The sequence below is a fragment of the Klebsiella sp. 141203 genome (genome assembly GCF_032601985.1).
In the GTDB taxonomy this organism is placed as follows: Bacteria; Pseudomonadota; Gammaproteobacteria; order Enterobacterales; family Enterobacteriaceae; genus Klebsiella; species Klebsiella aerogenes.
On sequence record NZ_JAQIRL010000001.1, the window covers coordinates 624946 to 638768 of the forward strand.

9 protein-coding genes are annotated in these 13823 nt (G+C 52.2%); all 9 read right to left on the bottom strand.

Features of this window, described 5'->3' with window-relative positions; genetic code table 11:
- The 9 genes from PGR29_RS03065 to tssK all read right to left on the bottom strand — a co-directional run bounded on the left by PGR29_RS03065 (nucleotide 1) and on the right by tssK (nucleotide 13822).
- Nucleotides 1-267 (bottom strand): PAAR domain-containing protein, encoded by a 267-nt coding sequence (locus PGR29_RS03065; RefSeq protein ID WP_087859424.1) that lies wholly within the window; start codon nucleotides 265-267, stop codon nucleotides 1-3.
- A gap of 167 nt (nucleotides 268-434) precedes the next feature.
- Nucleotides 435-3317, bottom strand: a complete 2883-nt coding sequence (locus PGR29_RS03070; RefSeq protein WP_316424044.1) for a T6SS effector BTH_I2691 family protein — start codon at nucleotides 3315-3317, stop codon at nucleotides 435-437.
- Nucleotides 3318-3330: 13 nt separating this feature from the next.
- On the bottom strand, nucleotides 3331-4326 hold the full coding sequence (locus tag PGR29_RS03075) for a DUF4123 domain-containing protein (protein ID WP_308958874.1): 996 nt from the start codon (nucleotides 4324-4326) through the stop codon (nucleotides 3331-3333).
- 10 nt (nucleotides 4327-4336) lie between these two features.
- Entirely contained in the window at nucleotides 4337-6706 is a 2370-nt protein-coding gene (locus tag PGR29_RS03080) for a type VI secretion system Vgr family protein (RefSeq protein WP_410477026.1), read from the bottom strand.
- A 113-nt stretch (nucleotides 6707-6819) separates the two neighbouring features.
- Nucleotides 6820-9450 (bottom strand): type VI secretion system ATPase TssH, encoded by a 2631-nt coding sequence (gene tssH / locus PGR29_RS03085; protein ID WP_316424046.1) that lies wholly within the window; start codon nucleotides 9448-9450, stop codon nucleotides 6820-6822.
- Between the two features lie 171 nt (nucleotides 9451-9621).
- Nucleotides 9622-10113, bottom strand: coding sequence for a type VI secretion system effector Hcp (gene hcp, locus PGR29_RS03090; protein WP_047067878.1), 492 nt, complete (start codon nucleotides 10111-10113; stop codon nucleotides 9622-9624).
- Nucleotides 10114-10118: 5 nt separating this feature from the next.
- Nucleotides 10119-11828 (bottom strand): OmpA family protein, encoded by a 1710-nt coding sequence (locus tag PGR29_RS03095; RefSeq protein WP_316424047.1) that lies wholly within the window; start codon nucleotides 11826-11828, stop codon nucleotides 10119-10121.
- Nucleotides 11829-11831: 3 nt separating this feature from the next.
- The gene (tssL, locus tag PGR29_RS03100; RefSeq protein WP_087859419.1) at nucleotides 11832-12485 is read right to left on the bottom strand and encodes a type VI secretion system protein TssL, short form; all 654 of its coding nucleotides are present in this window, start codon (nucleotides 12483-12485) and stop codon (nucleotides 11832-11834) included.
- Nucleotides 12482-13822 carry a type VI secretion system baseplate subunit TssK gene (gene tssK / locus PGR29_RS03105; RefSeq protein WP_316424048.1) on the bottom strand — a complete coding sequence of 447 codons (1341 nt, stop codon included), beginning with the start codon at nucleotides 13820-13822 and terminating at the stop codon, nucleotides 12482-12484. The genes tssL and tssK overlap by 4 nt, the downstream gene beginning before the upstream one ends.
- Between the last annotated feature and the right edge of the window lies 1 nt (nucleotide 13823).

Consider the following 13823-nt stretch of genomic DNA (forward strand, 5'->3'; position numbering starts at 1 on the left):
TTATCCTATTCCCGTATCAGAAAGACTAGAGATAACATAACAACCGCACAGGCATGCACAGCGATCAACGGCAACGGGTTTGTTATCGGATATCCACTGAAGACAACCCTCAATAATATAATTCTCACCATGGCCATCTAGCGGACATATTACTTTATCACCCAACAAAGCAACTGGTTGTCCGTCAACGATCGTTGTTGACGATGCCGAAATGACACGGCCACCACTATTTAGCCGATCATTTAACCTCACAACACCTGTTAACATAAGCTTTCAATAATCCTTTACAAACAGTTTCCGTTAATATTACTCAATTACTGCGTAAGGTCGCCACAATAAGCTGAAGAGAGATAGATGGTTGAATAGTTCAGGTTTATACGCCCTGTTACTTCATCAATCCATCAATCAATACCTGTTGCCAGTACAGAAACAACTTAACTCTTATAAATAGGGTATGGTGATCTCTTTTTCCATTCATCCTGTTTGGTTTTTTCCTCTAGTTTAGAAACTAGCGGATCTTTATAAAGTGGATAAGATGACTCCTGAATTATTACATCTTGTTTAATCTCTTCTTGCGGTTCCGCCATTTTACTTAGCGCATATTCTAATGACTGCTGGCAGCGAGCTATTTCAGTACTGATGTCCTCTGCAGTAAAATCATCGGTGTTTTTTTCACACTCATTGCCAAAGATGCCTTGTTCAAACCACTTTTGCAGCTCATCGCGAGAATAGTATTGCGTCGCGACATAATCAACGAGCATGATCAGCAGCGACACTTGCCAGGAGGAAAGTAATCCTACCCATTCGATAGCTATTAGTGGACTGAGTGCCGGCTTTACCAGTCTTCCCAGCCATGTTCCGCGCGAAGCAACGGCGGTTTCCCAGCCAAAGCGGGCAATCAGCGCTTCCAGCAGCTTACCATTCGCTTTAAATATCGCTGCGAGATCGCTCAGGACTTTTACACTATAAAGACCAAGGAATAATTCTCGTTGTTCTGTATTATATTCTTGATACACCTTAGCTACATCCAGGCCAAGCAAAATGGCCGACGCAATCATCGTGCAACCGGCGCCCGACATTTTCAGATACTGCAAACCATTTTTCCCCTGCCAGGCCTTTTCCATTGCAGGCATAGCTACATCGATGATTCCGCTGGTCGTCACAAGGGCGGAGCTGGCGATTTTCGCCTGGCTGGCGGCATCGCCCTTGCTGTGACGATACAGATTGCCAAGTTCATAAATATTCAAGAAAGTTACCAGGATTCTGATACTGGTCGTCTTGAATACCGCTGCGCCTTCCTGTCCCTGGCCATATTCGGCAAAAGTTTCATTCAGTTTGTCAAAACGACCTTTGGCCAAATTAACATTAGCCTTCGCGAGTGGTTTATCCGGATTATAAAAAACGTTGCCGGAAATATAGGTATGGCGCTCATACATCCAGCCGAAATACCGGCTGGCAAAGGCTTTGGTTTGCGCTACGGATTTTCCTGCAGAAAGAGAAAATATCGCATGGATAATAACGCCGCGAATATTATCCAATATTCGGCCGATTCCCGTGGCCGAAAAAATTCGTGCGCCGACGGTCGCCATATATTGGTCCATACTGTAAAGCACTTTTTGCGATAGTACGGCATTCTTAGCTAAATTACTTTTCAGGGCATCCGTGGCTTTTTCAAAACCTTTAAAAATCTTAATCAGCTTAACACTATTGGCGTCAAAGAATTCAAGAACCTGCTCCGGCAGTACCACGTCAGTTTCCGCTTGCCGGGCAAGGGTAAGTAATGCCTCGGCTTCGGCCATGATTTCCGGGTTATTATAAAAGTGCGTTCGCCAGACCAAATTCTCCGCATTAGCGGTACTATATTCAGCAATCCAGCGATCCAACAGTAGTTGGCCGTGGGGATGGATATCAATACCCGAAATCGCGAAGGCGACTATTTCACGGTAGCTAAGATTATCGACCGGATCGTTTGAATTGAAATCCTGCGTCTCGGCAATAAATAAGGGGGTTTGTAACCACTCAATACGGAACTCAATTAACCAGGTCAGCAGGTTACTCACTCGCGTAGTCAGTAAATCGACGGTTTCATTAAACGAACCCAACCGCGTTGGATTCAACATCCAGTCGTATTTCTCCAGTTCGTCAGCGGCGATACTGAATGCCATGGAGTCTATATAACCACGCGTATTCCAGGTTTCAAAATCCTCACGACTACGAATATCGCGTACATCAGTACCATCCTTTTTTTTATCCTCAAGATACCGTCGATATGTCTCATCCATTGCGGCTTGACCCAGCTGCGTTTTTTCAAGGCGTTCGGTTAACCGCGGATAATTACTCTTGATAATAAGCTGCCTTACACCATTAATAAGATTCAGGGTCGATAACTCTACTTGCCGCTCGTCGGCAAATTTCTGCTGTAGCGCCAAAATACCGTTAGACCAGCCGGTGAGTTCATGGGTTATACCCGTGGCATCATGTAATGCCATCATCAATGGCTTAACCGGGGTACCCTCAGCGCTGACCCCCCGTTGCTGCATTTGCTGCAGCGTACTTCCTACCCCGCGATAAGGCCGCCAGGGGTATAAGGTCCACTGCGGCTTTATCGCAGAGCCCGCTTTTATCTTCTCGCCCCACAACGAGGCTACCCAGCGCCGCCATTGCGGCAGCGTTTCATCGCACAGATGATATTCATATTTGGAAAAATAACTCACTTGATCAACAACCCCTTCATAAGGAAGTAGTTGGGACGGACTTAATTGATTTCCCCGCATAGGGATATAATCAAGCACCGATGACAAACTGTCTTCCGTCGCTTCCGTTACCGGTGCTGTTGGCTTATCCCAGTGCGATGGGCTCAGGCATTGCATTCTGGCCTCGCGACGATTGCTGTCGTTTTGATAACTATCCAGCGTTGTCTTGCTCCATTGACGCTGGCTGAACGCTATCCAGATATCATTTTCCAGCACATGCGCAGGCAAGGTTATGAAATCTTTGCCGCCCTGATTGTAGGACCCTTTAATACAATCCGGTTGCGATTTCGGCTGCACGTTTTCCGCGGAAAGTTGTTTCCATAAGCTGCCATCATCGCTTACCGACCAGGCCTCCCATGAAAGTATATGCGGGTAGTAGATATAAATAAATCCCCGGCGCATAGCACGCAACGCATAATGATAGCCGTCGTGATGCGGATAATCACTCGTCGCCGGCCGCGCCCACTGTGGTAATTCCCCTTCGATACTGTCTGGCACCACAGCATAACGTACCGGTAATAATGCCGGCCCCTGCGCCTTACAATCGCATTGATGATTAGACATCCCTGTACTCCTCTTATTGTTCGCCCTGGTATTGATATTGCGTGCACTCTTCCTTTATTCGCTGCCATTGGCGCTCACTGAAATTTGCCACCCTTGCACGATATGTTTGATTGCTTTCTATTGGGCCTTTCTGAAGCGCCTGCAATAAATCTATATGGCGATCAAAATCGGGAGATATGGTTAAAGCATGCGTGCCATAAAGGGTCAAATCTTGTGGGTGATGAAATGGAAATTCCCATGCACGGCGGAGCGCCGGAATAATCCGGGTAAATACCTGCTGCTCGGAAAATCTCAACTCATTAATATATGAACAGCGATATTGGCACATAATGCGATTTACAATGCCGATAAACTGAATATCGCGCCAATTATCTTCACTCAATGACAGAGAATAAGATAATCTAATATTCTGTTGTTCCGCCCCCTTCCTTTGAACCCATTGACCATCTCCATCAATAGAAAACCAGGCTGCTAATGGTCCAAATAAACGTTGCTGCTGCCAGTTATCTAATAATGACCATAACGGCAGCGCGACGGCAGGATCATAAAAGCGTAGCAGCGTATCCTGCCCTTCACGCTCCTGCAGCGCGCTTTTCGCTAAATGAAGTGCTAATGCCTCCGGCGAAGTCGAACAAGAAAGCCAGCCACATATTAACCGGCCATATCCTTGAGTGATACGTTGCGGATGAATTTCATTACAAGCCAGCTCTGCGCTCATCTCCAGCAACAGCACATCATCAGCAATGGATAAATCGAGGGGAATTAAACGTGGTTCGAACTCCGCTGACAGATAACGAGGCGCAACAGGAACTCTGATATATTCTCTTGCCAGTAGAGGCGTATATAGCGAATGTTCTTGCTGACGAAATCTGGCGATCGCGGCGTCGATCATTAAAACACACAACTGATTTTTGGTGACAAAGCTATTATGAAGTTGCTGCTTGGTATTTTTAATCTTCAAGCGCAAGACGTCTTCAGCATAATTATAATTTACTGACGCTTTCATCATTTATTGTTCTTTAATTAAAGGTTACCGTTGGACTTTGAGTTCCGCCAGCGGTATCCATGGCTGAAGCACAGGGTGCAGGGAGATCTATGCTGGAATGCAAGGACGCAGCCGCCATTTTTTGCAGGTTTGTACATTTCAGGCGAAGACTACCTGGAGCGCCGATTTCAACATCGCCATTTTTCAAGCGAATATAGGCGCCGCCGCAGTTCAGCAACAGTTCTGTCGCCGCCGAAATAATCACTTGTTCGTCTTTGCTGGCAATAGTGAGCGTTTTTTGGGCCAGAAGATCCAGTGCATCATTTTGAGCCTGAATGTCGACTTTACCTTTACCGGCATAAATTTTTATTCCCATCAATTGCGCAAATAAACTAATCGTTTCTTTCACCCCGAGACGGAATTTCTTGCCAATGCTGATATCCGCATTCGAGCCGGAAGTAACAATTAAATTATCGCCTGATGACAGCTGCATAGTGGCGGGAGTAACCTGCGCAATCCCGGCAGGGGCTGACAGTAACAGCGCCTGTTGTTTTAATTCCGCTAATGTTTCGGTCAGTAGTTGTTTTTGCTTTTCAATATCCGCCAGTTCAGCTTTTGCTTTCTCGGCGGCAGCACGAATACCTTCCACGTCCTGAAGCGCAGCCTGCAACACATCCTTCGCAGCCTGCATATCCAGCTGTAACCCTCCGGCTTTTGGTTGCAGATCGGCGCTAATAAACAGGCCTTTCCCCGCACGTATCGCCCCCCACGAATCGGTACGTAGTTCAAAGCCTTCCCCACGTAGCGCGCGCTCGGCATTCACCTGATGCCCCAGATTCAGCTGTGTTTTACCGCCATATTCGGTACTGAGTTTGATATGCTCTTCACCGCGCTTATCCTCCATCCGCAGCTTGTTGTTGGTCGGCGTGCGGATCACGTTGCGCGTACTGTTCTTTTCCGTCACCAGATCAACATGGCGGGAATCGTGTAAGGCATGTGCGATATATGGGCGGTCCGGGTCGCCTTCATGGAAGGCGATTGCCACTTCCGTTCCCTGGATCAGTGGGAAATGAAAACCGTACTCGTCACCACCGTAAGGTTTGGCGAGGCGCACCAGCATACTTTCCCGTCCCGGCGACTTTCCGTCCCGATCGGCATCAAATTTCACCCGATACAATCCGCAGGCGTCCTGCCAGGCATAGATATCACCGGTTTTAGCGCTGGTCACTCGTGCCGTCATCGTGCCGGTCACCAATGGACGCGGTAGCAGCGGCGGACGCCAACAGATTGTCTCACGGTATGGTACCGCCTGCAGGCTGACCTGCAGCGCGTCTTTGCGGCTGGCGCTTAGCGCAACGCCGGTGATCAACAGAGGGTCTTGCAATAATGCAGGTAAAGCCGGCGGCAGATTATCAATAAGAGTCAGGACTTGTGCCGGCGCTAGCCATGGCGCCGTGCTAACGCCAGTAACTAACGTTTGACTGGCCAGAAAACGCTCATGGTCGAGACGCGCGTAAAAGTTGGCGGTTTCCACCTGCGGATCGATTTTGTCTCCGCGCGCCAGATGACGCGGCTGGTAGTGATACACTTCGCCATACGTGTTGCCTTCGCCATCCCCGCGAGTCATGTCCGCAGGCGCTGACTGAAGGATGCTCTGCGCGTCTCGGTGGTTATAATCCCGGGTGATAACACTCGCTTCCACCACGTTATGCGTCGAACTCAGTCCCCAAATCGATTCTTCTCCGCTGTCGCTCATCCCTGATGGGCTATTAACCGGAAGTGTTTTACCAAAGATCAACGCGCGCTGCGCATCAGCAAAATGCACAACTTCGCTCTGCGCCTCCTGCTGCAAAGTGAAGTAATAAAATATGCCTACTTCGGCCAGCAAGCGCTGAATGAATGCCAGATCGCTTTCCTGATATTGGTTTATCTGCTCACGTTTTGGATAATTATGTTTGAGATTAAACTCATACTCCCAGCCGTGTAGGTTATGTTCCTGCAGGATCTGCACGACCACTTCCGGCACCGACTGGTTAACGAAAAACCGGTGGCTGCGAAATTGTTTATCGAGCAAGGATAAATACGGTTCCAGGGTGATCTGATAGGCAGCCTGATCGGCAGAGCTGCTGATGCGGCTGAAGGCGGTGATAACGCCGTGAACCCGCCGACTTTGCGCCAGGCTTCGTAGAATACCTCCCCCCATAGTCAGCGAGGCGGGTTTGCTCAGCATATGCGCGACATCAATATCTTTATCCGCGCTGGTAAAGCTGATGCTGTAATGATAAAGCTGGCTTAACATTTCTGTGCCGCTAAACGATTCCACATCAAGCGGCGATGGGCATGAGGGTATATCCAACTGATAGCGATTCAGGGCAATTGTACGTTCACCGATCAGCGCATCCATCAAACTCATTCTCTTCTCTCCATGAAGGCCTCAACGCCCTGCAAGTTTAGTTTTGCTTTTTCATCTCCCGCGCCGTAACGTTTTTAACCGTCACTGGCGCGGCAAAATAACCATCAGGCCTCGCGGAACTCTATAACCACTCCGCCGTCTTCATCGACCCCCAGGAACAGATGCTGAGGTTTTTGACCTGCCGCTATATGGCTTAACAGTTGCTGACTCAGGACCGGAAGGATTTGCTGATTAAGCAGACTATCTACGTTCCGTGCGCCGGTATCAGGCAGCAGGCAGGCATCCGTCAATGCGTCATAGAGGCCTTCAGCTACCTCAGTTGTCATACCGTAATGACGATGCAAACGCTGACAGACCTGCTCGAGCTTCATGCCGACAATCCTGCGCATTGCTGGCTGGCTGAGCGGCTGATATATCACCGTCTGAAAACGAGCGAGTAAGGCGGGCTGAAAATGATCGCGCAACACGGGTCGCAACAGCTCATGCAATTCGGGACCCGTCGCTTGCGGCGCCTCCTCCAGCATTTGCATTAGCAGATCGCTACCGAGGTTTGAAGTCATCAGGATCACCGTATTGCGAAAGTCGATTTCCCGGCCTTCGCCGTCGCGCATAAAGCCGCGGTCAAACACCTGATAGAATAGATTCATCACATCTCGGTGGGCTTTTTCGACTTCATCAAGCAGCACCACGCTGTACGGCCGCTTACGTACCGCCTCGGTGAGAATACCGCCCTGCCCGTAACCGACATATCCCGGAGGGGAGCCCTTCAACTGAGAAACGGTGTGCGGTTCCTGGTACTCGGAAAGATTGATGGTAATAAGCGATTTCTCACCGCCGAAAAGCTCATCAGCCAGCGCCAGCGCGGTTTCCGTTTTGCCGGTGCCGCTCGGCCCCACCAGCAGAAATACGCCCTGCGGACCGTGTTCAGACGCGAGCCCGGTTTTGGCGGCCCGGAGTCTCTGGGCGATGGCGCTCAGCGCATTATCCTGCCCCACAACCCGTTTACCGAGATTCAACTCGAGGCTTAAAAGTTCGCTCTGCTCGTCCTTCAGTAATGAAGAGAGCGGAACCCCCGTCCAGTCGGCAATTACCGTCGCCACGGTGCGTACATCCACATCCAGTCCCAGCAGCGGGCTATTACGTTGTACATCGGCGAGCTGGCGCTGTAATTCGCCGATCTCTCCCCGGCGTGAGGGATCGGCCCGGCAAACCAGCAATTGCTCTGTCAGCTTCAATTCCTGGCCGTACTGTGTTTCCAGTTCGTCGAGCTGTAAAATGATGCGCACTTCTTCCTGCTCAATTGTCGCCAGCCGTCCATTGTCGCTATCGTTACCGAGTATGGCATCTTCCAACAGCGCCTGTTTTTCCAGTTCCAGCGCCGTGATTTGCCCCTTCATCCGCGTCAGCGGTTCCGGTACGGTATCGATACCCATGCGAATACGGGCAGATGCGGTATCCAGCAGATCCACCGCCTTATCTGGTAACTGTCGGCCGGTAAGGTAACGGCGGGAGAGCGTAACGGCCGCGCATATCGCTTCATCAGTGATATGCACACCATGGTGTTCGGCGTAGCGGGATTTCAGCCCGCGCAACATCAGGCAGGCGGTATCGTCGTCCGGTTCATCGACTTTGACCATCTGGAAACGACGCTCCAGCGCAGCGTCGCGCTCGAAGTACTGCTTGTATTCACTCCAGGTTGTCGCAGCAATAGTGCGCAGTTCGCCACGGGCCAGCGCGGGCTTCAGCAGATTGGCGGCATCCGCGCCTCCAGCCTGGTTACCTGCGCCGATAATGGTATGGGCTTCATCGATGAACATCAGCACCGGTACGGGCGACTGCTGTACCGCTGCGATAATATTCTTCAGCCGCTGTTCGAACTCGCCTTTAACGCCCGCCCCGGCCTGCAACAAGCCAAGATCCAGCGTGCGTACCATAACTGGCTTCAGGCTGTCGGGAACGTTACCCTCCACGATACGTAACGCCAGCCCTTCCACCAGCGCGGTCTTGCCGACGCCCGGCTCGCCTACCAGTATTGGATTGTTTTTTCTCCTGCGTGACAGGATGTCTACCATTTGGCGAATTTCACTGTCGCGACCAAATACCGGGTCGATCTTGCCCTCACGAGCACGGGTGGTGACATCAAGAGTGAATTTATCCAGCGCGTTCTGTAGCGCAGGATTCAGCTCGCCGGCTTTTTCAACGGTTTCTGCCGGGCGGCCGACAAACTCGACGTCGCCAGCATGATTCAGTTCTTCTGATTGTAATTCCGGACGTTCATCTGATTGCGTATCCAGTAGCGGGCGCAGATGCTCAAGCTGCTTTTGTCCCAGAGTTAATAGCGGCCATAGACTATCGCAACGCACCCGGGCAGGATTATTGACCAGCGCCATCAGCAGATGAACGCTGCGAATAGACGTTTCTCCCGCCAGCGAAGCTCTCAGCCACGCCTCCTGCATCAGACTCTGAATGCTGCCGGATAGTTGCGGCCGACTATGCACCGAACGCGGTAGTTTTTCCAAAAAAGAGAGCAGGTCTTGCCAGATAGCATCCATATCCCACTCATAACGCCGCGCCAGCACCGTCAGGTCGCCCTCGCCCTGCTCTAACAGTTTCAACAGCCAGTGTTCGGGAAGAATTTGTGCATGCGCGCGGGCCTGACACAGCGAGGCTGCGCCTTCCAACGCACGGGCGCAGTAAGGATTTAAACGGCGTAACAGGATGGCTGGATTTTCCATGAGACTCTCTCTTTATCGATTCCGGACACGCTACCGCCCATCGCTGTTTCCCGTTTTACAGGAGACCAAAGCGCACGAGGTCGAGCAGGCAAATTGTGTTTTCTTTGCTAAGCACCTGCGATAACAGAGGCTTAGCAAAGAAAAGCAGACGGAAACCGTCTGCTTATGGGATTAGGCAGTCGTACGTTCATTCCATGAATCGGAATGAATGATGTTGCCGTCTTTATAGGTCCAGGTGATTTTTTCGTAGCGCAGTTCAATCTGCTCCAGATGATTGTGCTTCTCGTAGGCTGGATTCTTAATGTCGTGCATCATTGGATTAACTTTCACCACCTTCACGTTTTCCAGTTTGGTGTTGAAGTACTCGACTTCCTGACCGGCATCGTTGATTTTGTACCACTTGAACTCGGCAGATTTCAGGGTCTGGCCGGTGGTGACCGCCTTGTACAGGTACGGGCTGGAGGAGTCGATTTCCTTGGTAAACAGGAACGGCGTATGGATACGCGTGCCGGTCAGTTTGCCGGTGTTGTTATCGGTCGGGATGTACAGGTTATGTTCCTGTGCGACAACTTCAATGCTGCCTTCACGATCTTTCACATCCACGGAACCTTTGATGTCCGCGCCGCCATCATCCTTGAGCCAGAGATAGACTGGTATTGCCATGTTAATTACTCCATTTCATTTTTTGACGCGCCATCATCCTGAGATGGCGCAGGTGTGTTGTCTGACGCCAGACAGGCGGTCGCCTGTGGTACCAGACTGATTTCGACACGACGGTTCAGCGCCCGGCCTTGCGGCGTGTCGTTGCTGGCGACAGGACGGCTTTCGCCATAACCCTGCACCGCAAAACAGCTCTCCGGCACATCGCCGGTGTCACGCATCCAGTTGCGCACAGATTCCGCACGTTTCAAGGACAACGCCCGGTTTGCAGCATCATGTCCGACGCTATCGGTATGTCCGGCAACTACGATTAGCCAGCCAGGTTTTGCCTTAATATTCACCAGTGAATTCACCAGCAACCTGGTGGAGCCGGGTTTCAGCGTCCATTTGCCAATGTCAAACAACGACATGCTATTGAGACGGATAGTTTGTGGCCCTTGTATAATCTTTTTGATTACTGGCCGGGGCGGCGGCGGCGGCGTCCAGTTATTAATCGCGGTTTCAAGCAGCGGTATCAGCCGTGCCCCAGGATAGAGTCCGAGCCCGTAACGCAGCGGCTCGCCGCGCCGCTGCCAATCGTCCAGTAAACGGCTGTCGGCCTGCAGACGCTGTTGCGCCAACAGCTTGGGCGCAGGTGGTGTTCCACTAAGCTGCTGATACGCAGCCAGATGGTCGCCAATGCTATCCAGCAGCCGCCGGTTATTAATAAAAGATGCCAGCATTGCCAGCGCCAGAAAGAGGAAACATGCCCCCCCAAACAGGCGCGCGTCCTGCATGCGGCGACCGATCCCGTGATTGCGGGGTAAATAAGAAAGAAGGAGATCCGGAAGCGGTAATATTCCGCTTGTTTTAGCGCATGCCGGGGAGAGCGAGGTCACCTCAGCAAGCTGCTGTTGCCACATATTCCCGGCGCATGCCGCTACCGGCGTAAGGCAGATACCAACGGCGGAGAAGCCCAGGGGAGGAAGCTCTCCCTGCCGGACGGACAAAGGTTGAAATATATGCTTCGCCATTAGCGCCAGGATACTGTCTAACCAGAGTACGTGCCCAAGAGCTGACGCGTCATGTCCGTTTGCCCGCTGCCATTCGGCAATCGGTACCGCCACATCGTCATTCTGTCGCACCTGCATTCCCGCTAGTTCAGGCGTTACCGTGAACCAGCGGTGCTCGTCTGCGTTCTCGAGGCTTGGCGGCGAAACCCAGGACACGCACCAGACCGGCGGTTTGCCATTCAACCATGTCCGACACAGCCCAATACTACGACGCCATCCCTGCAAGAACTGCGTAAAGCGCTCAGCGCAGTCGTGAGATTCCGGGGTGATTGCCAGTAGTACGGAAACCTGCGATACCAACGCAGGGCGCGCCGCTGACAGACGCTGCGCCAGCAGGGGGAGCTGTTCCGTATTTGCCGCCCGTAAATACCAGGCTTTTTGAGTTTCGCGGTAAGCCGTGTTAGCTGGAAATAAAGTGAGGTTATCGCCGCAAACCAGCACCACCGCCCCCAGGAAATTCTCCGGCGGCAGGTCAACTACGCAGATCTGTCCCGCTAGCAAATGACGTCGACGATGCTGGCGCCAGAGCTCGGCGCCGCATATCAATAAAATACCGGCGCAGAGCGCCGCTCGATTACCGGCGGAAAATGAGCAGAAACCCAGCACCAGCCACAGCGCCAGTATGGCGGCAACGACCGTGAGTAGACCACGGAATCCAATGCGCATGCCTTAACCTCGCCCTGCTATCTGTAATACCATTTGCGATAACACAGACGAGAAGGTGAACCATAACCCAGCCAGTACAACGATGCCCGCTACCCAGCCCAGCCAATAGCGGCGGCGACCGCTGCGTAGCCCCGCGGCCCGAACCACTACCGGCGCCTCCTGCGTCAGTGAGAATGGCGGTACTCGCTGGCTGAGCATCCGTACCACATCCTCCCGCCGTTCGTCGTCAACGGCGCGATATGCTCCGACAAAACCGAGTTGTAGCGTTCTGAACAAGCAGGTTAGCACCATGACATCAGCGGCAGGTTCACGCAAAATCGCACGAATGCGATCCCACAATTCTTCTCCGGCATTCAGAGTCCCGAAGAATTGCGCCTGCAGAGGGTCCTTGCGCCAACGGCGATAGCCGTCATCCTGTAGGTCGCGGTTCAACACGCTTTCATCAAGCAGTGCGCAGTAGGCATAGAGCATCCGTTCGCTGTTTGTCGTGCTAACCCCGGCCTTCGTCAGAGACTCGCGAGCCTCAGATATCCACCGACAGGCGCGGCGATACAGCGCATCCCCGTCTTTAATCTGCTGACCGTTACGTAACTGGCTAACCATCAACCAGCCAGGATAAAAGACTCTATTGATCATATCGATATCAGGCGTTTTCATGAGCGCAGCACCGCAAACAGTTCAAGTTTCACTTCACCGAGAGACTCCGGGGTATAAAACGTACAGTTTCCAGCTTCCAGCATGGTGCGAGCCGCATCTGTCGACAGATCCAACGCAAAGTATTGGTTTTCCAGCCGTAAGGGAATTGCAGCAGGCACATGACTCAACGGTTTTATGACTATGCCGCTGAGAGCAACATTCACGACTTCTGACACATCGTCATGGCTACCAGCCTTACACAGCTGCGGAAAACGATTCTGCAACTGGTAATTAGGCATCGAAGAGCGTACGGACAGATAGAAGTCCGCGCCTTCGCGCAGCCGCGAATCGTGTAATTTCCCACGCCAAATCTCCCTGTCCGCGCCCTGCTCCAGCGCGATGGCGATGACACGGGACGGCAGGCTGGCCTCAAGTAAGCTATCCAGTAGCGCAAACAAAGGCGGGAAAACTAGCTCCGGAGATTGGTGCTGGTAAAGGGGAATATCCTCCACGTGGTGTTCGAGGGAAAATGTCAGCAAACTCCCCGCAAGCCTTACTAGTTCACGGTATAACAACTCCGGATGACGCGAGGGCGTTTGGTGTAATTCGGTCAGCACCGGCGCCATGCTATTCAGCGCGTTAAGCAACCAGAACAAAGCGACGTCCGCTACCGCAAAATCAGCCATCCGTTCGTTACTTTCCCGGCGCATAGCCATCAGGCGTCCACGCCGTATCTGCAGGCGATGCAGTAAATCGCCAAGTTCGCCGACCAAGGTTGGGCAAGCGGATAGCGCCAGCATCGGCGGAATAAATCGCCGATCGAGAGTCCATACGCCCTGCGCATTGCGGATGAGCCTCGCGACCGGGCATGTCAACCATGCGTCGTTTTCCTGAGTGGAAACACGTAGCGTTAGCCCATGCCGCAATACCGCCAGTTCGCAACGTTCGTGGCCCGCAAGTTCCTGTACGATTACCCTCTCGGATCGCCAACGATACGGACGAACGCTCTCTTGTCCGTCGTCGAGATTACCGCCGCTGGCACTGAGCAGCGGTAAGCACAGTAAAACATCAACGCTTTCCTGTTGCAGACCCGAGAGATCGCAGACCGGCGGCAAGGTATCGGCCAGATCGGTGTCAATCAGCGTACCGTCCGTAAAACGAACCACCAGACGAGTGGCATTGAGTCGGGATAACGCCAGCGCACCTTCATCAAACTCAGCCGCCAGTACCCCCCAGGGAAAACCTAGCGCCATCTTTGAGACCGTATCCGCAACATGAGCTTCCCAACGAGACTGCTGCTGGAACTGTTGCGGCGTCAGAAAGGCGCCATCACTCCATAACGGACGGTAAATCTTCATC

Bases quoted from the DNA above. Each gene is read 5' to 3' on its own strand.
- PGR29_RS03065 (WP_087859424.1), bottom strand. From the start codon at position 267: ATGTTAACAGGTGTTGTGAGGTTAAATGATCGGCTAAATAGTGGTGGC.
- PGR29_RS03070 (WP_316424044.1), bottom strand. From the start codon at position 3,317: ATGTCTAATCATCAATGCGATTGTAAGGCGCAGGGGCCGGCATTATTA.
- PGR29_RS03075 (WP_308958874.1), bottom strand. From the start codon at position 4,326: ATGATGAAAGCGTCAGTAAATTATAATTATGCTGAAGACGTCTTGCGC.
- PGR29_RS03080 (WP_410477026.1), bottom strand. From the start codon at position 6,706: ATGGATGCGCTGATCGGTGAACGTACAATTGCCCTGAATCGCTATCAG.
- tssH (WP_316424046.1), bottom strand. From the start codon at position 9,450: ATGGAAAATCCAGCCATCCTGTTACGCCGTTTAAATCCTTACTGCGCC.
- hcp (WP_047067878.1), bottom strand. From the start codon at position 10,113: ATGGCAATACCAGTCTATCTCTGGCTCAAGGATGATGGCGGCGCGGAC.
- PGR29_RS03095 (WP_316424047.1), bottom strand. From the start codon at position 11,828: ATGCGCATTGGATTCCGTGGTCTACTCACGGTCGTTGCCGCCATACTG.
- tssL (WP_087859419.1), bottom strand. From the start codon at position 12,485: ATGAAAACGCCTGATATCGATATGATCAATAGAGTCTTTTATCCTGGC.
- tssK (WP_316424048.1), bottom strand. From the start codon at position 13,822: ATGAAGATTTACCGTCCGTTATGGAGTGATGGCGCCTTTCTGACGCCG.